We start from the raw sequence: 20,935 nt of genomic DNA, 5'->3' as shown, positions 1-20,935 counted from the left end.
GCCCTCGCAGGGTAATCCTGCGGGGGCTACGTGATTTAAGGAGCGAAAATTGCCGGGTTCAACCGAAAATGGAATCACCTTCCCAACCCCTGGGGACTACGTAAAGGCAGCGGAGTTCGCTTCGAAACTGGCCAAGGATTTCGAAACCTTGGCGCTCACCGCTGATCAAGCGATTGTCGCGGGCGTGGCTCAGGGGATTATCCCTGTGTTGAGCGGGTACGTGAAGCCTAAGCCAATTCCTAGCGGGACTGATCTTCTCTCGTTGGATACTGGCTGGTGGTACAACCGTTTGACCGGAACTGCCGGCACTATGCTGAACCGCCCTCCTGGTGTGGCTGATGGGCCGTTCATGGTGCATATGGTACGCACCCCGTTCGGTCATTCCACGATCACTTACTATGGGTACTCGGGTACCGCTGGCGGCTTGTTTGAGAACCATACGGGTAACGCCGCGCATACCGCTTGGGTAGGCTGGCGTCGCTTGGACGGCACTACTGGTGGCGGCATTACCCAAGGCTCTGGGCTGGCCGGGTTCGCAAACATCCTGCGAACCCAGATGTTCCGTGATGCAATGGGGACAGTTGTTACGGGTAACAAGGGTGCGATTGCGTTCCGCTTCGACCATGGACTATCCAAGTTCGACAGCATCATCCGGCCATTGCTGGAAGCTCGCGGGATCAAGTACTCGCTTGCATTATCGGCGCGGAACTTCAACGCGGGTGAGAATGCTGGGGTCACCCCTTCCATGGTGAACAGCTGGGTTGGCGCTGAAGTGTGGAACCATGGCGCTAACCAGCATCAGGATGAATCCAGTGTTCCGGGTCTAACCGATCAGATCGTCACCGGGCTTGCTGAACTGCAAGCTGCTATTCCCGATAAGCAGATCTGGGGCTACGCGGTTCCGGGCACTGGTGGATCGGGTCAGGGTGGCTTCTTCGGTGGCGCAACTGCCGAGCAGTTCTATGAGACTGCTGCCGGCGATCTGATCCTGACTAACCATGCGGTTTCGTCTGGTTCCATGTCGGGCACTTCGCGTCGACCATTGGATGGGCGTATCCGTCAGGGCATGGCGCACTTTACGATTGAAGCGCAGACAGTGGCGCGCATCAAGTCTGAGATTGACAACGCAATCTCGAATAAGACTGGTAACCAGCTGATGATGCACCCTAACCTGCTGAACACTGAAGGTTACCTGACTACCGCCCAGCTGGTGGAAGTGCTGGACTATGTGGTGGCGAAGCGTGACGCCGGAACTTTAGCTGTGTTGTCTCCTTACGAGATGGTCGTGGCACAGTTGAGCACGTCGGGTGGTGGCAGTGTTCCAGGCCCTCCGGGTGCTGGTGTTCCTGCTGGCGGTGAAGCGTTGCAGGTTATCCGCAAGAATGCTTTCAACACCACCACTGAATGGGCGACACTGACGAAATCGTTGGTCGGCTTGTCGAACGTGGACAACACGTCAGATATGAACAAGCCTGTTTCGACTATGCAGAAACTAGCGCTCGATGAGAAAGCCGACAAGGCAGAGTTGGAGACTAAGGCAGATCTGGTTGAGGGGAAAGTGCCAGTTGCGCAGCTTCCTTCAGACGCTTTGGTGACTGATGCCAATGTGGCGGTGCAGATCAATGGTGCTCAGACAGGGCCGGCGATTGACGCACGTATCAACACTCAGGTCGCTCCGGTCGTAGAGCAGCTTGTTACGGACGCTATCGCAGATGACCAAACTATTGTTGACGCGGCAGCAGCAGCAGTGGACGCTAACCCGACGATCGCGACGCTCATGGAGAAGAACGTAGAGCAAGATGGCCGCATCGATGCTGTAGCCGAGTTCGCTCCTTCAGCTGTTCCGGACGATAACGACTTCGCGCACTTAACCTTGGATGTAGCGGGGAAGCTGATCGAAGGTGAGAAGTGGGATGGCACGAAGTACGTCACCCACCTCGAAGCTGGAACAGTGGATACTCCGGCCGGGTTAGTCAGCGTGGATTCTTTCGCAGGCTACGCGCATGTCACCACCGACGCTGCCGGCAAGCTGCTGATTGGCGAACGCGAGGATGGCACCATCCACATCCCCCACTTGGACGTGGACTCGCTCAACGGAGGGGCTGCTAAGACCGGGACCGCGAAGATCCTTATCGTTGCGGGCCAGTCCAATGCTATCTGGCGTTTCAACACTGACGGACCCGAACTGGCTGAGCCTGATTCCCGATTGAAATGGTGGAACCGGATTAACGGAACCGTGGTGGACGTCTCCCCGAACGTAACCCCGTCGATCGCCTCGGCGTTCGCCCGCAAGTACCTGGATGATAATCCGGATGCTGAATTGCTGATCGTACCCGTCACCGTGGGGTCGACAGGTTTCAGTTCGTCCTCGATCAACCCGCCGCCGGAAGGCTACGTCTATAGCTCTGGTGGCACGTGGGACCGCACGCTGACCGAAGATCCGAACAACCTCGCACAGCGGTTGTTCGACTCGCTGGCAGGCGCCTTGGAATACACCAACGACGCCGAAGTGCTGGCGATGCTCTGGTCACAGGGAGAGAACGACCGGACACGGAAAACGGAAGCGACCTACGCCGCGGCTTTCGATGACCTGGTAATGCAGATCCGCAACCAGACTGGACAGCCGGATCTGCCGGTAATCCTCGGGTCGCTGACTCCCGAGGAAATCGCCAGTCCGCAACAGGGCGGGCGTGAAGGAACCGACGGGATTGTGCGTGCCCACGAGAACACCCAATCCCGGCTCTTCAACACCGCCTATGTGTTCGGACCGGCAAACCACCTCCAATTCAACGAGCAGATCCACTTCTCTCCAGAAGGCAACCGCGAACGTGGGGAGCGCATGGCCATCGACGGATTGCGTCGGGCACGACTGAATCTGGCAAACGGCCTGCCGTACTCGCCTCGCAACCCGCAGGCACACCGTGCAGGCGACCAAGTCACCATCACCTGGGACTACCCGCTAGGCCGAGCCGTGTCTTTCACCCTCGAAACCAGCGCCGACGGGATCACGTGGGCTAGCCAAACCTTGGCCGGTCCGTTGGCCACGACTCACACCATCACCAGCAGCATTCCTGTACGTGCCCGTATCAGCACCACGAACGAATCAGGAACCAGCTACCCGACCATGGAGGTATCAGCATGACCGTCATTGAACGACGAAAGTACACGGCAACCGGAGGCAACAGCGCCACCCTGCCAACCCTCCTGCCCGGGCTGGGAGTTGCAGGGGTAGCTCACCGGTGGTCATCGTCCATGCTCGGAACGATCGGGCAGCCAGTTTCCAGCTGGCCTGCCTACAGCGGTGGCGTCGCCCTGGCACAATCCGCAGTGGCTGCGCAGCCCATCGCTGGAACTGGCCCCAACGGGACGAAGGTTCTACGCACTGATGGCGTGGACGACGTGATCACTGCCGGTTCGCAGCTGACTAATGCGAAGACGGTGACGTTCTTGCTCAGGGTACTGGACCCGGCAGGAACCACTGAAGGAGCAGTCGCTTGGGATGGCGGCTACCTGATGCGCGGATCGCAGGGTGGAAGTTCCTCCACGCGCATTGGCGCCACGGCTTTGTCTCAGCCCGAAAGCTTGGATCAGCCGAAGTTCCATGTTGTGACGGTGATCAACGATTTCGCCGGCGGCGTCGGCGCGACGGTGGTCGACGGGAACTACGGTGCCCAGGCAACAGATCGTGAAAACACGAACGTGTCCATCGGACGCGCATCAACGAACTATGGCCGTGTCGAAGTGCTGGAAGTGGCGGTTTGGAAGCGGGCGCTAAGCCAGACGGAATGCCAGACCGTGCGTACTGCTTTGCAGTCCGCCTATCCTGGGCTTGTTGCTTAGGCTAGGTTTCCTTTGGCGGCTTCTTCTGAGTACCAATCGCTTAGGTAGTCAGATTCCATGAGAATCATTTCGGCTGCTTCAGTGATGTCCATGACGCTAATGCTAGCGGAAAATCCGTCTCTAGTCCTCGGTGGTGTACTGAACGCCTTCTATGACGCCGGTGAACTTGAAGTTCCCGTCGTTGTAGGAGGCGTTTGGTTCGCCTACTTCTGATTCCCATGTGTCTACGACTGTGCCTACTGGGAGTTCCCGCACCTTGCCGAATTGATCGGTGAACGGTACTTCCATGAGAAGGCGGGCGCGGGTTGTTTCTACAGGCATGTTTCCCCATTTGTAGTAGTGCTTCGTGACTAATTGAAGCATGTTGGTTCAAGTGTTGCCGCACCAACTATCCAAACGTTGCATAAACGTTATAGACCTCTAGGAGGCTTCATGCCTACTCATGTTTTTCAGCCGTCCCGCAACCCGCCGAGGGGGTGCGTCGCATGATCTTGAAGGGTAAGTATCAGCAGGGTCGCCGGCTCATGCTCGGCGCGGTGGTTTTGTTGGCGGTCACCCACATTTGCGGGTACCTGCCCAACTCGGCACCGAATAACCTGCCGGTGAATTGGACGCGCATTGTCACGTTCATCCCGGCATGGGTGTGGGTTATCGGGTGGGCGGTCACAGCGGTTGTTGCTGTGTGGGAGATGATCGCGCAACGGGGCAGGAAAGCTATTAGCCTCACCGTCGCACTCTGTACGGCAACCGCAGCAACCTACCTGTTCTCCTATATCGTGACCATCCTCAACGTTGGTTGGGGTTCCCGCGAATGGTTCTACCTAGGACTCTACGGTGCATTCGCGCTCATCGTCTCCGGGCTGCTAACCAAAATCGGTGCACTCAAGCGCGGAGGTATCCGAACCGATGACTAACATCAACTGGGGGGTTGTTGCACAAGTCGTCGTCCCAATCGTCGTCGCCGCACTCGCAGCATGGGCTACACGTGCAGCGCACCGAACCCAAAAAGGCAGCCGAGAAAACGCGCTCATCGACCAACTTCAAGAACAGCTCATCCAAGCTGACAAGCGTGCTGATAAGCAGGATGAACGGTTGGACAAGATGGAAGCGAAGCTGAACACGGTGATGCGTACTAGTCGTGTTCGTCTCGATTACATTTACCGGCTCCGACACCACATTGACACTGGACAACCTCCACCAGCGCCGGATTGGCCTGCTGGTATTCACGACTGACCGCCGTTAGCGGTCTTTTCTTATGCCCCGTCATGGTGTGTGGCGGGGCTTTCTCATGCCCGAAAGGTGGCAATCATGTCTGATCTTGACCCGCTCGAAGCGATCGACCAAGAAGAATACGACGACCCGAACCCCGAGGAAGTCACAGACCCGAAACACCCGGACTACATTGCGCCGGCGAAGAACATCAAGAGCGTTGGAGGTGGCAAGTAATGGCGATCTTCAACGGATACACCGGGGCTAAGTCTTGCACCAAGGGGCCAGCGTCCGGCGCTAAGGGAGCCATGTCTTGGTTCCTGGCGGCGTTCAAGGACCTCAATGGACGCAACAGCGGTATTTATAATTGCCGTGCCGTTCGTGGCTCCACCCGCACTACTTCGTTGCATGGCGAGGGGCGTGCTGTGGACTTCGGGCTGAAGTACGCCGAAGACATTCCCGCTTATGACCGGTTCGCTGAGCAGTTGCGCCTTAACTCGGCTGAGCTTGGCATCCAGTGCATCATCTTCAACCGCAAGATTTTCTCCGGCGGGTACGAGAGCAAGGGCTGGCATCGTTACACCGGCGTGAACCCGCACACCGATCATCTGCATGTGGAGTTCTCGTGGTCGGCTGCACGTCGAAGTGTTGACGACACTGTTGCCCTGTGGGAGAAGGAACTGCGCGGTAAGACTACCGGCGTTGTGAAGCCCCAAGGCAACACGGCTAAGCCTGTCGTGGAGAAGTACCCGACCGACTACAAGGATCTCGCTGTTGATGGCGTGTTCGGGAAGCAGTCGGTCAAGGCGTTCCAGATCCTCATGCGTGCTGTCGGGTATTACAACCGTGCAGTTGATGGGGACTTCGGCTACTACACGGTTATCGCGTTGCAGAAGTGGCTACGCGGGCTTGGTTACTACCCATCGTCCAAGTACGTAATCGACGGCAAGGCAGGGCGTGCAACTTACAAGGCGTTGCAGCAGTTCCTCGCCAAGAAGAAAACCCTGGACACCCGCAAGTGGTTGATTGACGGCAAGTTCGGCAAGGAAACCATCAAGGCGTTCCAGCGCTACCTCAACACCCAGAACGGAAAGTAGGCAACAATGGCATCTCGTACTGTAGGACCAGTTACCGGCGCGGCAGCAGGAGCGGCAGCGCTAACCACGATCATCTTCTGGGTCCTCACCGGATTCGGAATTGAGGCACCCGGCGAAGTGCAGGGCGCGGTAACTACTTTGCTGGTTATCGTCGCCGGCTGGCTTGTACCGTCGCAGGACGACCCCGGAAAGCACGTAGCCGAGTAGGTAGCATCTTGCCGTTCGCGCAACTATCAGCCCAAGAATGGGTTTGATGGTAGCAAACCGGAATAATGTGTAGGTTTGTGCACATTCACGAAAGTGAACACACGTACACAAAAAGACCCCACCTCAATCGCGAGGTGGGGTCTTTTCTGCGTTAAGAGACTAGCCCAAGCACTTCTTCGCGCCCTCAGAAACCTTATCCGCAGAAGACACCTGCCATGGAGAACCCTTAGCGTCCGGCCAATTCGTGAACTCGTTAGCGATCCCATCAGCAGCACCAATCACAGACTCGCCAGCAGTCAAACTACCCGAAGCCCACAAGCCGGTCAGATCCTCATGGCCCTCATTGAACTTCATGGCGATCACATACAACTCGCCATCCTTAGCGGCGGCACCCTGGATCGGCTTCATGGGGTCGCCTGAAGTGCCATCAGCGATGGCTTGAAGCATCGCATCATCGACAGGCAAGCAATCTGCGCCGATCGCTTCAGATTCAGCACTGCCACAGCCGGCGAGTGCGAGTCCTGCAACGAGCATGAGAGGGGCAAACTTTTTCATAGTGACCTTCCAAAAGGGTGCGTGTGCGATTAGTCCTGAGTCTAGACGATTGAAACGACAACTTCACGACTAGAATTCGCCTTATGGATCAGTACGGAAACCTCGGCCCCTACCAAGACCCCAAAATCCGGCAATGGTGGGACGAACTAGAAGTAGATAAGCAAGACGACGAGAAATGAACTATGTCGCCGTCAGGTGGGTTTAGGTTGGCGCAGGCAATGATGGGCGCGAATAGGCATCTGGCTACACCATCGGCTACACTTTGAGGGGTCGAACATAGTCATGAAGCCCTAGAATTCAACGATCTAAGCACCTAGACTTAACCGGAGCACATGTCACGTCTATATGGGCCACCTGGCAATCCTATCGGGTAGATTGCCGAACATGCAGATCACAGTAGAAATCTACGGAGCGCTCCATGCCTGCTGCCATTCAGCGTTTTCGGTAGGCGATCACGTGCGCTGGCAGCTGGCCCAGGTGCGCAATGGGCGCGGGGAAATTTCCTTCGAGCTCGATGACCACGGCACCTTCGATGGCACGGGGGTGCCCGTGGCAGCAGTCGCCGCCCGGGTGGTGCGCATCCAGTACCGGGATCATGAACGTGCGGCGAAGGCCGGGGGACTGGCAGGTGGCCCTGTCCCGGTGGTCGATACCCTGCATGTTCCCGAAGGCACGGATTTCGACCACGACTGGATCGTGGTGGGACTGGAAGTAGCGGATCCGAAGAGCCTTCCGCCGCTGGCCGACTGGGATGAGGGCGCGCCCCTGCCTGGTGGCGCGCCGCGCGGCGGCTAGTTGTACTTGTAGAACCCTTCGCCGGCCGCCGCGCCGAGCTTGCCCTGGTCGATGTACTGGGTCTTGAGCAGCTCGGCGAACTTCTGGCTGGTTGCATCGCCTGCACGGGAAATGTTGTAGGCGGTGTTCAGCCCCACGATGTCGTAGATCTCGAACGGCCCATGCGGTGCCCCGGTGCCCAGCTTCCAGGTCTTGTCGATGGTCTGCGCATCGGCGACCCCGTTGACGAGCAGGTGGCTGGCGGACTGCAGGAAGGGGACCAGCAGCGAGTTCAGCACGTAGCCCGGCTGCTCCTTGAGCACCCGGATCGCGACCAGCCCGGTACGCTCGGCGAAATCGACCACTGCTTCGTAGGCTTCGGGGGAGGTTGCTGGTGTGCCCATGACTTCGCCGGTGTTGTTGGACCAGATGTGGTTGGCATAGTGCAGGGCGAGGAATTGTCCGGGGCGGCCAGTGAATTCGGCGATATCCGAGGGCAGCAGGGTCGATGAATTGGTGGCGAATATGGCCTGTTCGGGGGCCAGCACGGCCAGCTTCCGGTAGGTCTGCGCCTTGATCTCCAGATTCTCGGGCACCGCCTCGATGACCAGGTCGGCCTCCCGCACCGCGTCGGCCAGATCGCTGGTCAGTTCGATGGACTCGCGGGCGGATTGGGCCTTCTGCGGGTTCCCGAAGTACTGGGCGTACTGCGCAACCAGGGCATCCAGCCGCTGGTTTGCGGCGGCCAGCGCTTGCTCGCTGATGTCGTAGCCGATGACAGGCAAGCCGTGGTAGGCGGTTTGGAAGATGATTTGTGCGCCGAGCACGCCAGTGCCCAGAACGGTGATGCGTTGCAGTTCCATGATTCTCCTTGGGGTACAGCTTCACTCTCCGCTTTTAGTTGCGCAATTTCAACTAAATGTGAGCGGGAGAACGCCCGACACCTGCTGGTTGGCTGCCAGTTGCCGAAGATTCACTTTCTGGCTAGGTGGTGCTGGAACTCTTGGGGAGTCATCCGCAACCAGCATGGGGGAGAATTACGTGCACCGCATATCCAAGAAGGCCCCGGGAGTCCTGGCCGCCGCCGTCATCGCCGCGAGCCTGTCGCCGCTAGCCGCCGCCGCGGACCCGCGTGAGTACTTCGAACGCGAGGCCACCTACCCGGTCTACCAGAACCACCCCGAGGGCGCCGCGGCCCAGACCGCCGCAGAAATCTCCACCGTATCGGCGGACGGCAACACGCTGATCTACTCCGATGCGCTCTCGCGCAGCGTCGGCTTCCTGGACATTTCCAACCCTGCCGCACCGAAGGGCCTGGGCCTGCTGGGCCTGCACCAGCTGGGCAGCGCCGAGGACGAGCCCACCAGCGTGGCCGCCTACGGCGACTACGTGTTCGTGGTGGTGAACACCTCGGCCAGCTACAGCGACCCCTCGGGACGGGTGGATGTGGTGCGGATTGCCGACCGCACGCTTGTGCACAGTTTTGCGCTGCCAGGCCAGCCCGATTCCATCGCGCTGTCTGCCGACGGTGCCTACGCGGGCATCGCCATCGAGAATGAACGCGACGAGGATGCCGGCGAAGGCGCGCTGCCGCAAGCCCCGGCCGGATCGATCGCCATCATGGACCTGCAAGGCGCGGACCCGGCCGGCTGGAAGCTGCGCGAAGTCCCGCTCACCTCCGGTTCCCGCACCGAACCGATTGCGCTGCCGCTGCTGGCCGCGGCCGGTCTCGACACCCCGCAAGACCCCGAGCCCGAGTACGTCACGATCAACGAGAAGAACCAGCTGGCGGCAACCCTCCAGGAAAACAACGGCGTGGTGCTGGTGGACCTGGCCTCGGGCGGGATTACCGGCGCCTTCAGCACCGGGACCGTGGATCTGGCGGGGATCGACACCGAAAAGGACGGCGTGCTCGATCCCAGCGGGGAGCTGAAGGGCGTGCCGCGCGAGCCCGATGCCATCGGCTGGATCCAGGACCGCTATCTGGCCACGGCCAATGAGGGCGACTGGAAGGGCGGCAGCCGCGGATTCACGATCTTCGATTCCGCCACCGGCGACGTGGTGTGGGATGCCGGCAATAGCTTCGAGCACCTCGCGCTATCCCAGGGCTTGTTCCCGGAGCAGCGCGCAGGGAAGAAGGGCGTTGAGCCCGAAGGGCTGGCCATCGCCGAATTCGGCGGCGTGGACTACGGATTCATCGCGGCCGAACGCGGGAACTTCGTGGCCGTGTACGACCTGTCCGAGCCATCCAGCCCGCGCTATCTGCAAAGCTTGCCGACTACCAACGGCCCGGAAGGGATCTTGCCGATCCCCGGGCGCAACCTGCTGGCCATCGCCTCGGAAACCGATGAGGGCCAGGTGCGCTCGGCGGTGTCCCTGTACTCCTTCGGTGCCGCCGCGCCGCAGTTCCCGCAGCTGTCCTCGGATGCCGCCGATCCGGTGCCTTTCGGTGCGCTCAGCGGCCTGTCGGCCAACCCGGCCGATGCTTCGCAGCTCTTCGCGGTCAGCGACAACGCGTACCAGCCGCGCATCTACACCCTGGAAACCGGGACCCCGGCCACCGTTGAATCCTCGATGGCGGTCACCTCGGCCAGCGTCGAACTGGATCTGGAAGGCATTGCCGCGCGCGCGGACGGCGGATTCTGGGCCGCCCATGAAGGGGAAACCGGGGCGGACAACCTGCTGGTGCTCATCGACGCGGCCGGTGCGGTGCAGGAAGAAATCGCGCTGCCTGCACTTTCAGGGCTGGGCAAGCACGGGCTGGAAGGCATCGCCGCGACCGGGTCCGGGAAGCAGGAAGAAGTGGTGTTCGCGGTGCAGCGCGAACTGCCCGGCGAGGACGTCGTCCGCCTGGGCAAATACCTCCCGTCCACCGGCGAGTTCAGCTGGTACGGCTACCAGCTGGACCCGGCAGCCGAAGGCGCATGGCATGGCCTGTCGGAAATCACCGCGCTGCCCGATGGCTCCTACGCGGTGATCGAGCGCGATAACCAGGTGGGGCCGGACGCCAAGCACAAGGCGGTCTACCAGTTCCGGCTTCCGCAGGCCCAGGCAGGAGAAGTGCCGCTGGTGCAGAAGAAGCTGGCGGCCGATGCGCTGCCGGTCCTGCAGGAAACCAGCGGCTGGACCCAGGAGAAGCTGGAGGGGCTGGCGGTAGCCGATGGCCAGGTCTACGTGGTGACCGATAACGATGCGGTGGATGAGGCCACCGGCGAGACCGTCTTCGCGAACCTCGGTGCGACGGATGAAGTGTTCGATCTGGCCGGCCAGGCACCCAGCGAGGAGCCCGGCGAAGAAGAGGGCAAGGACCAGGACGAAGAGCTAGCCGCGGAACCAACCCGGAACCCGTCGCCGCAGCCGAGCGGGGAATTCCCTGCACAGGTCCCGGAGCCGACCCGGGAAGCCGGCCAGTCCCAGGCGCCCCAGGCGCCGCAGGAGACGCGGCCAGCCCAGCCGGAAGCCGGCGAAGAGCTCGCAGCCACCGGTGCGAACAGCTTCTGGCTGATTCCGGTGGGTGCAGTGATCGCGCTGCTCGGCGCGGCGGCGGCCCTCAAGACCGCACGGGCCCGCGCGAAGTAGGCCGCACGGAAGGTACCGGGAAAACAGCGAAGGCGTGGCACCTATGCAGGTGCCACGCCTTCGGGATTGACAGCTAGTTCTTCTTCTGCGAAATCACGACCGCGGCCACGACGGCGATGATCAGCGAGATGACCAGGAACTTGCCGCCATTGCCGGACTTCTTGTCCTGGGCGGCGAGGTTCTTCTGCGCGGCCTGCACAGCGCTCTCCACCGAGGCGCGGGCACGCTTGGCGGCCTTGGAATTCCCGCCGACATTCTCGATCAGGTTGGCGCCGGCCTTGCTGATGGCTTCAGTGTTGACACCGGAGACGGCCTCGTTCCAGCCGCCACGGATTTCCTTCGGCAGCTCTTCCTTGGCAGCCTTGGCGAGTTTCGCCAGCGACTTTTCAACTTGCTTCAAGCTCTTGGCAGTCTTCGACATGTTGTTCCTCTCTGATGGACCTTGAGTCTGGTGGACCTTGAGGTCTCAGCTCCCAGCCTAGCCATCCGGGGGTGGGCACTCAAGGCCGCGCCGTTGCGCTGACTGCGAACTGGGAATTTACTGGGAGGCTGCGGGCGGGCGCAGCTTGCGAATGCGGGTCCGCAGCGCGCTGAGCAGGCACAGCAGCATCAGGATCGCCGCGATCGAAAGCACCGTGGCAAACCCGGGAGAGGTGGCGTGGCCGGTGTAGCGGTCCACGATGATCCAGCCGATCACCCACAGCGCGCCGGCGTTCAGGTAGATCCCCATGGGATTCTTGAAGCTCACCGCGCTGAGGAACAGCGCCAGGAGCAGCACCGACAGGGCGCAGGCGCCCTTGAACATCAGGGAGCTGGCGTCGGCCCCGGACAGGGCGGCGAAGGCGACGGTTTCGGCCAGCACGATCACCGAAAGCCACCCGGTGAACAGCCCGAAACTGGCGCGGGTAATCCACCGGTCCACTTGCTGCAGGGCAGGGGTCTTGCCGATCATCACCACGATGCGGATCAGCAATGCCAGCAGGAGCAGGCCGAACACCAGCGAAGTGCCGATGCGGTCGCGCTCCAAGAACGCCACCCACAGCGCATTGCACAGCACCGCGCCGAGCACCCAGGGGCGCAGCCGCCGATGGAACCCGGTGCGTTCTTGCGGCAGGCATTGCCAGATCGCGTAGAACGCCACTGCGGCCATCAGCCCGAACCAGGGCAGCTGCCCGATGCGCGGCACCGAGGTGACGGTGGCGTCCTGCCCCATCCACCCGCCGGCGAGTGTTTCCAGCCCGGCGGCGGAAAGCACTGCCCACGCCGCCCAGCCCAAGCCGAGCAGGATGATGGCGGCATAACCGCCGGTAACCAGCCTTCTTTTCACGATTCCGAAGGTACCACGCCGCCAAGGTTAAAACCGTTCGCCACGGTTAGAGTGGAGGCATGACAGATCTTTGGGTACGCCGTGCCATTTCCCTGCTCGACGCTGACGCGAACCGCAGCGCCGACACCCACCTGCATCGCTTCGAACTTCCCGCCCACTGGGGGATCGAGCTCTATTTGAAGGATGAGTCGGTGCACCCCACCGGTTCGCTCAAGCACCGGCTGGCACGCTCGCTGATCCTCTACGGGCTGGTCAACGGGAAGATCGGCGAAGGCACCACGCTGGTGGAGGCCTCCAGCGGATCCACGGCCGTTTCCGAAGCGTACTTCGCGCGGATGCTGGGGCTGGACTTCATCGCGGTGGTGCCCAAATCCACCAGCGGCGAGAAGATCGAGCTGATCGAGTTCTACGGCGGGCGCTGCCACCTGGTGGACGCGGCCGGCCAGGTCGATGAGGCGGCCCGCGCGCTGGCGGCCGAAACCGGCGGCTACTACCTGGACCAGTTCACCTATGCCGAGCGGGCGACGGATTGGCGCGGGAACAATAACATTGCCGAGTCGGTGTACGCGCAGATGGCCGCCGAAGCCCACCCGATACCCAGCTGGATCGTGGTCGGCGCCGGGACCGGCGGCACCAGCGCCACCTTCGGGCGCTATGCGCGCTACAAGCGGCACGAAACCAGGATCTGCGTGGGCGATCCGGAAGGCTCCTCCTTCTACGGGGGATGGCGCACCGGGGACATGGGCTACGCGACGGGGCAGGGATCGCGCATCGAGGGGATCGGCCGGCCCAGCGTGGAACCGAGCTTCGTGCCAGGGGTAATCGACCAGATGGTGCAGGTGCCCGATGCCGCCTCGCTGGCAGCCATGCATTTCCTGCGCGCCAAGACCCGCTACTTTGCCGGCGGCTCCACCGGGACCAACCTCTATGCGGCGTTCGGGATCATCGCCCAGATGCTCGAACGCGGCGAGCAGGGCTCGGTGGTGACGCTGATCTGCGACTCCGGCGAGCGCTACGCGAACACCTACTACAACGAGCAGTGGGTGGCCGAGCAGGGCCTGGACCTGGAGCCCTACGCCGCGCAGCTGGAGCGCTTCATCCAGACCGGGGCCTGGAGCTAGCTGCCACGCAGTGCGGGCATGAGCCCGGCCCGCTTCTTGCGCTGGTGCACCGAGAAGTAGCCCAGGCCCGCTTCGCCGGCCACGAAGCGCCGTTGGGAGCGGGCGGGCAGGTAGATGATGTCGCCGATGGCCAGCTCGATGGATCCGCTGGCGGTATGCAGCACCCCGGAGCCGGCGAAGACGTGCAGCACCACGTCCAGCTCCGGGCCCTGGTGCTCCCCGATCTCTCTGGACGGGGCCAGCGAGATCACGTTGGCGTCGAGGTCGCGCTGCCCGGGTTCCAGCTTCCAGATCGCTCCGTTGGTTTTTCCTGCGGCCAGCTCGGTGGTATTGGCCATGCGGCGCGGTTCGGGCATCGTCTCTCCTTGAAGTTCTCTGCTGCAGCTTCCAGCCTATCCAATGGCGGGCAGCGCCCCGGTCCACCCGGCGGTGACGCGGTGCGTGCCGAACTGAGCCAGTTGGCCACGCGGCCGCTCATCCTGGCCATGGCACTGGGAGCGCGGGTCAACGGGGGCACCTTCGCGGCGTTCACCTTCATTGCGCCGGTTGCGGCTATCACCGCCGGCGTGGCCGAGGGATGGGTTTGGGCCGCGCTGGTCCTGTTCGGGCTCGGATCCTTCCTCGGCGTAACCAGCGCAGGGCGCCTATCGGATCGGCGACCGGGCCTGGTGCTCTTCTCCGGAGGACCGCTGCTGCTGGCCGGTTGGGTCGTGTTGGCTTGGACCGCGTCGCATCCCATGGCGCTGCTCTGCCTTGTCTTCATCCAGGGTTTCCTGATTTTCGGCGTCGGCAGCACCGTGATTGCGCGGGTGCTCTACGCGGCCTCGGCATTGTCGGCGACCGCTCCCTTGGCCATGCTGCTGAGCCGGCGCATGCTGTTGGATACCACGGCAGGCTCCCATCGATGATCCGCCGCGGGGTGCACCGGTGCGGGGTAGCCGGCGTTGCCCCGTAATTTGCGCTCGTTGCGTGCGCCACCTGCCGGTGTGTTGGGAGGAACCTGCGGCAGCGTCAAAAACCCATGACACAAGGTGGCTGGCGCAGTAGGGTGAAGAATAGACCCACTGGAAAATTGTGTGCAGGAGGAATGTTTTGCCTACCGTAGCCGACCACCTGATTGAACAGCTCGATACCCAGGGAGTGCGCCGGATTTACGGCCTTCCGGGGGATTCCCTGAACGGCTTGACCGATTCATTGCGGGAGAACGGGCGGATCGAATGGGTCCACCACCGCCATGAGGAAGCCGCTGCCTTTGCCGCGGCGGCCGAAGCCGGAATCACCGGAGAGCTGACGGTATGCGTCGGCTCTTGCGGACCGGGGAACCTGCACCTGATCAACGGGCTGTACGACGCGAACCGCTCGCGCGTGCCGGTGCTGGCGATTGCAGCGCACATCCCTACCGAGGAGATCGGTTCCAACTACTTCCAGGAGACCCACCCGGTGGAAGTCTTCCGTGGCTGCTCGGTCTATGCCGAACAGGTTTCCGACCCCAAGCAGATGCCGCGCATGCTGCGCATTGCGATGCGCGAGGCCATCGAGAAGCGCGGCGTGGCAGTACTGGTGATTTCCGGCGATGTCGCGTTGGCGGAGATGGAACGCACGCCCACCCAGGAAATCACCAAGACCAACCCGCGGGTGCTGCCCAATGAAGACGAGCTGGAGCGTACCGCAGAGATCCTCGAAGGCTCGCGCAAGGTCACCATTCTGGCCGGTGCGGGCGTGGCAGGAGCTCATGACGAGGTGATCGCGCTGGCTGGCAAGCTCGGGGCGCCGATCGTGCATGCGATGCGAGGCAAGGAGCATATCGAGTACGAGAACCCCTTCGATGTGGGCATGACGGGCCTGCTGGGTTTCGCTTCGGGCGCCAAGGCGATTGCCGAATGCGACGTGCTCCTGATGCTGGGCACCGACTTCCCCTACCAGCAGTTCTACCCGCAGGACGCGACCATCATCCAGGTGGATATCCGCGGCGAGCAGATCGGCAAGCGCACCCGGGTGGACATCCCGCTGGTGGGCACCGTGAAGGACACCGCGGCGGCTCTGGATGCGCTGCTGCCGGTGCAGACCCACCGCAAGCACCTGGAGACAGCGGTGGAGCATTACCGCAAGACCCGTACGAAGCTCGACGAGCTCGCCACGCCCTCCAAGCCGGGTGCTGCAATCCATCCTCAGTATCTGGCTCGGCTGATCGACCAGCACGCAGATGAGGATGCGATTTTCACCGCCGATGTGGGATCCCCGGTGATTTGGGCGGCCCGCTACCTGACCATGACCGGCAAGCGACGGGTGCTCGGCTCCTTCAACCACGGTTCCATGGCCAACGCACTGTGCCATGCCCTGGGCGCCCAGGCAATTGACCGGCAGCGTCAGGTTATCGCCTTCGCCGGGGACGGCGGATTGGCCATGATGCTCGGTGAGCTGCTGACCGCCACGCAGAACAAGCTGCCGATCAAGATCGTGGTGTTCAACAACTCCTCGCTGAATTTCGTGGAACTGGAAATGAAGGCCGCCGGGTTCGTCACCTACGCCACCGATCTGCACAACCCCGACTTCGGGGCCGTGGCTACCGCCTCGGGGCTCAAGGGCTACCGGGTAGATGATTCGGCGCAGCTTGAAGCCACGGTGCAAGAATTCCTGGCCCATGACGGTCCTGCGCTGCTGGATGTAGTGACCGACCGCCAGGAGATGTCGATGCCACCGGAAATCAAGTTGGAACAAGCCAAGGGATTTGCCTTGTATGCCATACGCACCGTGCTCTCCGGGCGTGGCGACGAGCTGCTGAATCTGGCTAAAACCAATTGGCGGCAATTGTTCTAGCCCTTTTATGCCTATGCTTGTTGCTGGTGCCCTTGGCACCAGCAACACGTTTGTGACATCAAGAAAGTTGGCGCTTTGGCTTCGCAACCTGCCGCTACCCACGCGGCCACCATCGAGGATTTCACCCGCAACCTGGCTGCTGTCAACCAGAAGATCGCCGCGGCGGCGCTGGCCGCCGGCCGCGACGCTGGCTCAGTTCGGCTGCTGCCGGTCACCAAAACCATCGATTTCGATCGCTTGGCATTGGCCATTGCTGCCGGTGTGGACACGCTGGGGGAGAACAAGGTCCAAGAGGCCCAAGGCAAGTACGAGCACTTCTGCGAGGATTTCCCGCACCTGCGTTATGCGATTATCGGTCCCTTGCAGACCAACAAGGCGAAGTTCGTGGCGAAGTTCGCTGATGAATTCCATGCCTTGGACTCGCTGAAACTGGCACAGACCCTGCAACGCCGTTTGGAGGCAGAGGATCGGACGCTTGAAGTCTTCATCCAGGTCAATACCTCCGGCGAGGAAAGCAAATCAGGCATCGAAGCTGCCGGGGCAGCGGACTTGCTTGGCGGCTTGGCGCCGCTGGATCGCTTGACGCCAGTGGGCTTGATGACCATGGCCGCAAATACCAAGGACGAAGCATCCATCCGTGGCAGCTTTGCGTTGCTGCGCGAAACCCGTGACCAATTGCAACAGGATGCTCCTGAAAGCTTCCAGCACCTGTCCATGGGCATGAGCGGCGACTACGAGCTGGCCATCGCCGAGGGGGCCACCGTCGTGCGTGTAGGCCAGGGAATCTTCGGTGCCCGCGCCTACCCGGCCTAAGACGCTTCTGCGTCGCCACTGAGCTTCGTTGCAAGGGCAGCTGGCAAATCGCCAGCTGCCCTTGCTGCGCGTTCTCCACAGCCGGCCGCGCGTCGGCCAAACTGTGGGTGCCAGGGGCGACACTACATGTAGTGGTGCACACCGTGTACCCCGAACTACATGGAGGGTGCAGAACACGCCGACGAACATCTCACAAGAAGAATTTTTAACCCACAGCGGACTTCTGCCAACCTGTGGACAAAGGTCTCGAGTCCGCGAGAAATCGCGGTTTAATCGGGGGTTAATATCCACAGTTCCTGTGGACGTTGCCGTGGATGAATGACATACTTGTAATACATCATGTTGTGGCCGCTTGACCCGCCAAACACAAGATGTAGTATTGAACCCGTCGGTGCGGCTCGCACCAGAAGCACCTCGAAACAGTGGTTTTGAGGCATCCGAGAGGATGGCTAGGACTTTTCCGAAAATCCGGGATCCTAGCCGAAACAAAGACTTTTTAAAGGGGATCAGGGACATGGCCATCACGGTTTACACGAAGCCTTCCTGCGTTCAGTGCAACGCTACGTACCGCGCGCTGGATAAGAAGGGTGTCGAGTACAACAAGGTAGACATCTCTCAGGATGCGGCAGCCTTGGAGCACGTTCGTGGCTTGGGCTACATGCAGGCACCAGTCGTAATCACCGATGACGATCACTGGTCGGGCTTCCGCCCAGACAAGATCGAGCTGCTGGCTCCAGCCAACTAATCAAGAATTCCATCCGCTAGCTTGTAGTGGAGGCGAAAAGCAATGTCACCTGCAGCGCTTGCCGATAGGCAAAATGCTGAGGCCCAGGAACCGCTGGAACTCACCGATTCGAAACTGATCTATTTTTCATCTGTTTCGGAGAACACCAAGCGTTTCGTGGACAAACTTGAGATGGATGCCGCACGGATTCCGGTCTATGCGACCGAACCGCAGCTGATCTCAACTGCACCATACGTGCTGCTCATACCCACTTATGGCGGAGAGCGTGGCAAGCGCTCGATCATGCCGCAGATCATGAAGTTCCTGCGGCATGAGGCGAACCGCGTGAATCTTCGCGGCGTGATCGGTGCAGGGAACACAAACTTTGGCGAGTACTACTGCATTGCGGCAAAACGCATTGCCGAGAAATGCAACGTACCCGTGCTTTACACATTCGAAATTATGGGAACCTCAGAAGACGTTCTCAACGTCAAAGAAGGGCTTGAAACCTTTTGGACACCAGCGTCGCAGAACCGGCAGCAACGATGAATAGCTCAAAGGAGCTCCCAGCCCAGTTCCAGGGCTTGAGCTACAACGACCTCAACGCCATGCTGAACCTTTACGGACCAGATGGAAAGATCCAGTTTGAGGTGGACCGCTACGCGGCTCGCCAGTACTTCTTGGACCACGTGAACAACAACACCGTGTTCTTCCATGACCTCGATGAGAAGCTTGAATATCTGGTCAAGCACGAGTACTACGAGCGTGAAACCCTCGATCAGTACTCGATGAACTTCATCCGGGATTTGTTCAAGCACGCCTTCGGCAAGAAGTTCCGTTTCGAAACCTTCTTGGGCGCCTTCAAGTTCTACACCTCGTACACGCTGAAGACCTTCGATGGCAAGCGCTACCTGGAACGCTACGAAGACCGCGTATGCATGGTTGCCCTGCACCTGGCACGTGGCGATGAAAAGCTGGCAATGCACCTGGTCGATGAAATCATTGAAGGCCGCTTCCAGCCTGCCACCCCAACCTTCCTGAACGCCGGCAAAGCACAGCGTGGCGAACTCGTCTCCTGCTTCCTGCTGCGCATCGAAGACAACATGGAATCGATTGCCCGCGCAGTCAACTCGTCGCTTCAGCTGTCCAAGCGCGGAGGTGGCGTTGCCCTGTCGCTGACCAACCTGCGTGAGCACGGTGCGCCGATCAAGCAGATCGAGAACCAGTCTTCCGGCGTCATCCCGGTGATGAAGCTTCTTGAAGATTCCTTCTCCTATGCAAACCAGCTCGGTGCACGCCAGGGCGCAGGTGCCGTTTACCTGAACGCACACCACCCGGATATCTACCGCTTCTTGGACACCAAGCGCGAAAACGCTGATGAGAAGATCCGTATCAAGACCCTGTCCTTGGGTGTTGTTATTCCGGATGTCACCTTCGAGCTGGCTCGCAAGAACGAAGACATGTACCTGTTCAGCCCGTACGACGTCGAGCGCGTCTATGGCGTACCGTTCAGCGAAATCTCCGTCACCGAGAAGTACTACGAGATGGTAGACGACGCTCGGATCAAGAAGACGAAGATCAGCGCCCGCGAGTTCTTCCAGACCCTGGCCGAGATCCAGTTCGAGTCCGGTTACCCGTACATCATGTTCGAAGACACCGTGAACAAGGCCAACCCGATTGCCGGCCGCATCACCATGTCGAACCTGTGCTCGGAAATCCTCCAGGTTTCCTCCGCTTCGGAGTTCTCTGACGATCTGAGCTACAAGACCGTCGGCAAGGACATCTCCTGCAACCTCGGTTCGATGAACATCGCCAAGGCCATGGACGGCAAGGATCTGGCTACCTCGGTAGACATCGCCATCCGTGCCCTGAGCGCAGTCTCGGACATGTCCTACATCGCCTCGGTTCCTTCGATTGCTGACGGCAACAGCAAGTCGCACGCCATCGGCCTGGGCCAGATGAACCTGCACGGCTTCCTGGCCCGCGAGCACATCTACTACGGCTCCGAAGAAGGCATCGACTTCACCAATATCTACTTCTACACGATCCTGTTCCATGCACTGACTGCATCGAACAAGATCGCCATGGAGCGCGGCGAGACCTTCGATAACTTCGAGAACTCGAAGTACGCCTCCGGTGAATTCTTCGACAAGTACACCGAGCAGGAATGGGCTCCAGCTACCGAGCGCGTCCGCGAGCTGTTCGACGGCATGCAGATTCCTACCCAGGAAGACTGGAAGGCGCTGAAGGCTTCTGTCATGGAGCACGGCATCTACAACCAGAACTTGCAGGCAGTTCCTCCCACCGGTTCGATCTCGTACATCAACAACTCGACTTCCTCGATCCACCCGGTCGCAGCGAAGATCGAGATCCGCAAGGAAGGTAAGATCGGCCGCGTTTACTACCCGGCTCCTTACATGAACAACGAGAACATCGACTTCTACGAAGACGCTTACGAAATCGGCTACGAGAAGATCATTGACACCTACGCTGCCGCAACCCAGCACGTAGACCAGGGCCTGTCGCTGACCTTGTTCTTCAAGGACACTGTCACCACCCGTGACATCAACAAGGCTCAGATCTACGCATGGCGCAAGGGCATCAAGAGCCTGTACTACATCCGCCTTCGCCAGCTTGCGCTGGAAGGCACCGAGGTTGAAGGCTGCGTTTCCTGCGCACTGTAAGACCTTGATCCATTGACCGGTTGGCCGGGCAATGGCATCACGCAACAGCTGCCGCATGGTTTCGTCCAACGGCAGCTGTTGCATATCAAAACGACCTCAGATCGTGTCAGCGATCTGACAATAACTTGGGGCCTTGCTGTACAGGTGGCGTTCGAAAGAACGGTAGAGTTGTAAGCAAAGTTCTTAAT

General features: G+C 60.6%; 21 protein-coding genes and 1 pseudogene. 16 read left to right on the top strand and 6 right to left on the bottom strand.

What is annotated here, in order from left to right:
* Positions 1-49: 49 nt before the first annotated feature.
* Positions 50-3,142, top strand: coding sequence for a sialate O-acetylesterase (locus tag ACIP6G_RS06565; protein ID WP_400289304.1), 3,093 nt, complete (start codon positions 50-52; stop codon positions 3,140-3,142).
* Complete coding sequence (locus ACIP6G_RS06560; RefSeq protein WP_400289302.1) at positions 3,139-3,840, top strand: hypothetical protein; 702 nt, start codon at positions 3,139-3,141, stop codon at positions 3,838-3,840. Before ACIP6G_RS06565 ends, ACIP6G_RS06560 begins: the two co-directional genes overlap by 4 nt.
* 120 nt (positions 3,841-3,960) lie before the next feature.
* Here ACIP6G_RS06560 and ACIP6G_RS06555 read toward each other — a convergent pair whose 3' ends face one another.
* Positions 3,961-4,161, bottom strand: a complete 201-nt coding sequence (locus tag ACIP6G_RS06555) for a hypothetical protein (protein ID WP_400289301.1) — start codon at positions 4,159-4,161, stop codon at positions 3,961-3,963.
* Between the two features lie 164 nt (positions 4,162-4,325).
* Between ACIP6G_RS06555 and ACIP6G_RS06550 the strand changes: the two genes are divergently transcribed.
* The 5 genes from ACIP6G_RS06550 to ACIP6G_RS06530 all read left to right on the top strand — a co-directional run bounded on the left by ACIP6G_RS06550 (position 4,326) and on the right by ACIP6G_RS06530 (position 6,353).
* On the top strand, positions 4,326-4,754 hold the full coding sequence (locus ACIP6G_RS06550; RefSeq protein WP_400289299.1) for a hypothetical protein: 429 nt from the start codon (positions 4,326-4,328) through the stop codon (positions 4,752-4,754).
* On the top strand, positions 4,747-5,073 hold the full coding sequence (locus ACIP6G_RS06545) for a hypothetical protein (RefSeq protein ID WP_359196041.1): 327 nt from the start codon (positions 4,747-4,749) through the stop codon (positions 5,071-5,073). The genes ACIP6G_RS06550 and ACIP6G_RS06545 overlap by 8 nt, the downstream gene beginning before the upstream one ends.
* Positions 5,074-5,148: 75 nt before the next feature.
* Positions 5,149-5,286 (top strand): hypothetical protein, encoded by a 138-nt coding sequence (locus ACIP6G_RS06540; protein WP_400289296.1) that lies wholly within the window; start codon positions 5,149-5,151, stop codon positions 5,284-5,286.
* Positions 5,286-6,146, top strand: a complete 861-nt coding sequence (locus ACIP6G_RS06535) for a peptidoglycan-binding protein (RefSeq protein WP_400289294.1) — start codon at positions 5,286-5,288, stop codon at positions 6,144-6,146. Before ACIP6G_RS06540 ends, ACIP6G_RS06535 begins: the two co-directional genes overlap by 1 nt.
* A 6-nt stretch (positions 6,147-6,152) precedes the next feature.
* Positions 6,153-6,353, top strand: a complete 201-nt coding sequence (locus ACIP6G_RS06530; RefSeq protein ID WP_400289292.1) for a hypothetical protein — start codon at positions 6,153-6,155, stop codon at positions 6,351-6,353.
* 159 nt (positions 6,354-6,512) lie between these two features.
* Here the strand turns inward: ACIP6G_RS06530 and ACIP6G_RS06525 are convergent, their stop codons facing one another.
* Positions 6,513-6,908 (bottom strand): hypothetical protein, encoded by a 396-nt coding sequence (locus ACIP6G_RS06525; protein ID WP_400289291.1) that lies wholly within the window; start codon positions 6,906-6,908, stop codon positions 6,513-6,515.
* 384 nt (positions 6,909-7,292) lie between these two features.
* Between ACIP6G_RS06525 and ACIP6G_RS06520 the strand changes: the two genes are divergently transcribed.
* Positions 7,293-7,703 carry a hypothetical protein gene (locus tag ACIP6G_RS06520; RefSeq protein WP_332595379.1) on the top strand — a complete coding sequence of 137 codons (411 nt, stop codon included), beginning with the start codon at positions 7,293-7,295 and terminating at the stop codon, positions 7,701-7,703.
* Here the strand turns inward: ACIP6G_RS06520 and ACIP6G_RS06515 are convergent.
* The gene (locus ACIP6G_RS06515) at positions 7,700-8,545 is read right to left on the bottom strand and encodes a 3-hydroxyacyl-CoA dehydrogenase (RefSeq protein ID WP_181148916.1); all 846 of its coding nucleotides are present in this window, start codon (positions 8,543-8,545) and stop codon (positions 7,700-7,702) included. The two genes, ACIP6G_RS06520 and ACIP6G_RS06515, sit on opposite strands and share 4 nt — an antisense overlap.
* Positions 8,546-8,723: 178 nt before the next feature.
* Between ACIP6G_RS06515 and ACIP6G_RS06510 the strand changes: the two genes are divergently transcribed.
* Positions 8,724-11,261 (top strand): esterase-like activity of phytase family protein, encoded by a 2,538-nt coding sequence (locus ACIP6G_RS06510; RefSeq protein ID WP_400289289.1) that lies wholly within the window; start codon positions 8,724-8,726, stop codon positions 11,259-11,261.
* Positions 11,262-11,334: 73 nt separating this feature from the next.
* On the opposite strand, the gene ACIP6G_RS06505 is transcribed toward ACIP6G_RS06510, so the two are convergent.
* Both ACIP6G_RS06505 and ACIP6G_RS06500 read right to left on the bottom strand, forming a co-directional pair.
* Complete coding sequence (locus ACIP6G_RS06505) at positions 11,335-11,682, bottom strand: hypothetical protein (protein ID WP_105658525.1); 348 nt, start codon at positions 11,680-11,682, stop codon at positions 11,335-11,337.
* A gap of 117 nt (positions 11,683-11,799) precedes the next feature.
* Positions 11,800-12,588 carry a hypothetical protein gene (locus ACIP6G_RS06500; RefSeq protein ID WP_105661401.1) on the bottom strand — a complete coding sequence of 263 codons (789 nt, stop codon included), beginning with the start codon at positions 12,586-12,588 and terminating at the stop codon, positions 11,800-11,802.
* Between the two features lie 59 nt (positions 12,589-12,647).
* Here ACIP6G_RS06500 and ACIP6G_RS06495 point away from each other — a divergent pair, with 59 nt between their 5' ends.
* Positions 12,648-13,709, top strand: coding sequence for a PLP-dependent cysteine synthase family protein (locus ACIP6G_RS06495; RefSeq protein ID WP_332488758.1), 1,062 nt, complete (start codon positions 12,648-12,650; stop codon positions 13,707-13,709).
* Here the strand turns inward: ACIP6G_RS06495 and ACIP6G_RS06490 are convergent.
* A complete protein-coding gene (locus tag ACIP6G_RS06490; protein WP_400289285.1) occupies positions 13,706-14,065 on the bottom strand; it encodes a cupin domain-containing protein in 360 nt (119 codons plus the stop codon). The genes ACIP6G_RS06495 and ACIP6G_RS06490 overlap by 4 nt on opposite strands.
* A gap of 84 nt (positions 14,066-14,149) precedes the next feature.
* On the opposite strand from ACIP6G_RS06490, the pseudogene ACIP6G_RS06485 reads away from it, so the two are divergent.
* The 6 genes and pseudogenes from ACIP6G_RS06485 to nrdE all read left to right on the top strand — a co-directional run.
* Positions 14,150-14,536 (top strand): annotated as a pseudogene (locus tag ACIP6G_RS06485) (Cmx/CmrA family chloramphenicol efflux MFS transporter); the annotation flags it as partial.
* Positions 14,537-14,801: 265 nt separating this feature from the next.
* Positions 14,802-16,526, top strand: coding sequence for a ubiquinone-dependent pyruvate dehydrogenase (gene poxB / locus ACIP6G_RS06480; protein WP_105658529.1), 1,725 nt, complete (start codon positions 14,802-14,804; stop codon positions 16,524-16,526).
* Positions 16,527-16,601: 75 nt separating this feature from the next.
* Complete coding sequence (locus ACIP6G_RS06475; protein WP_133833297.1) at positions 16,602-17,339, top strand: YggS family pyridoxal phosphate-dependent enzyme; 738 nt, start codon at positions 16,602-16,604, stop codon at positions 17,337-17,339.
* 514 nt (positions 17,340-17,853) lie between these two features.
* Positions 17,854-18,084, top strand: coding sequence for a glutaredoxin-like protein NrdH (gene nrdH / locus ACIP6G_RS06470; RefSeq protein WP_013349130.1), 231 nt, complete (start codon positions 17,854-17,856; stop codon positions 18,082-18,084).
* A 42-nt stretch (positions 18,085-18,126) separates the two neighbouring features.
* On the top strand, positions 18,127-18,612 hold the full coding sequence (gene nrdI / locus ACIP6G_RS06465; RefSeq protein WP_105658531.1) for a class Ib ribonucleoside-diphosphate reductase assembly flavoprotein NrdI: 486 nt from the start codon (positions 18,127-18,129) through the stop codon (positions 18,610-18,612).
* Positions 18,609-20,747: a class 1b ribonucleoside-diphosphate reductase subunit alpha gene (gene nrdE / locus ACIP6G_RS06460; RefSeq protein WP_105658532.1), complete on the top strand. Its 2,139-nt coding sequence runs from the start codon at positions 18,609-18,611 to the stop codon at positions 20,745-20,747. The genes nrdI and nrdE overlap by 4 nt, the downstream gene beginning before the upstream one ends.
* Positions 20,748-20,935 lie beyond the last annotated feature (188 nt).

Origin of the sequence: Glutamicibacter sp. NPDC088483, from assembly GCF_044753145.1 — a bacterium.
Taxonomy (GTDB): Bacteria; Actinomycetota; Actinomycetes; order Actinomycetales; family Micrococcaceae; genus Glutamicibacter.
The sequence above is the reverse complement of the archived record's forward strand: the minus strand, read 5'-3'. Positions and strand labels throughout refer to the sequence as shown.

Coding starts and splice junctions, on each gene's coding strand:
- ACIP6G_RS06505 (WP_105658525.1), bottom strand. CDS start 11,682: ATGTCGAAGACTGCCAAGAGCTTGAAGCAAGTTGAAAAGTCGCTGGCG.
- ACIP6G_RS06540 (WP_400289296.1), top strand. CDS start 5,149: ATGTCTGATCTTGACCCGCTCGAAGCGATCGACCAAGAAGAATACGAC.
- ACIP6G_RS06520 (WP_332595379.1), top strand. CDS start 7,293: ATGCAGATCACAGTAGAAATCTACGGAGCGCTCCATGCCTGCTGCCAT.
- ACIP6G_RS06495 (WP_332488758.1), top strand. CDS start 12,648: ATGACAGATCTTTGGGTACGCCGTGCCATTTCCCTGCTCGACGCTGAC.
- ACIP6G_RS06550 (WP_400289299.1), top strand. CDS start 4,326: ATGATCTTGAAGGGTAAGTATCAGCAGGGTCGCCGGCTCATGCTCGGC.
- ACIP6G_RS06545 (WP_359196041.1), top strand. CDS start 4,747: ATGACTAACATCAACTGGGGGGTTGTTGCACAAGTCGTCGTCCCAATC.
- ACIP6G_RS06560 (WP_400289302.1), top strand. CDS start 3,139: ATGACCGTCATTGAACGACGAAAGTACACGGCAACCGGAGGCAACAGC.
- ACIP6G_RS06515 (WP_181148916.1), bottom strand. CDS start 8,545: ATGGAACTGCAACGCATCACCGTTCTGGGCACTGGCGTGCTCGGCGCA.
- nrdI (WP_105658531.1), top strand. CDS start 18,127: ATGTCACCTGCAGCGCTTGCCGATAGGCAAAATGCTGAGGCCCAGGAA.
- ACIP6G_RS06490 (WP_400289285.1), bottom strand. CDS start 14,065: ATGCCCGAACCGCGCCGCATGGCCAATACCACCGAGCTGGCCGCAGGA.
- ACIP6G_RS06535 (WP_400289294.1), top strand. CDS start 5,286: ATGGCGATCTTCAACGGATACACCGGGGCTAAGTCTTGCACCAAGGGG.
- nrdH (WP_013349130.1), top strand. CDS start 17,854: ATGGCCATCACGGTTTACACGAAGCCTTCCTGCGTTCAGTGCAACGCT.
- nrdE (WP_105658532.1), top strand. CDS start 18,609: ATGAATAGCTCAAAGGAGCTCCCAGCCCAGTTCCAGGGCTTGAGCTAC.
- ACIP6G_RS06525 (WP_400289291.1), bottom strand. CDS start 6,908: ATGAAAAAGTTTGCCCCTCTCATGCTCGTTGCAGGACTCGCACTCGCC.
- ACIP6G_RS06555 (WP_400289301.1), bottom strand. CDS start 4,161: ATGCCTGTAGAAACAACCCGCGCCCGCCTTCTCATGGAAGTACCGTTC.
- ACIP6G_RS06530 (WP_400289292.1), top strand. CDS start 6,153: ATGGCATCTCGTACTGTAGGACCAGTTACCGGCGCGGCAGCAGGAGCG.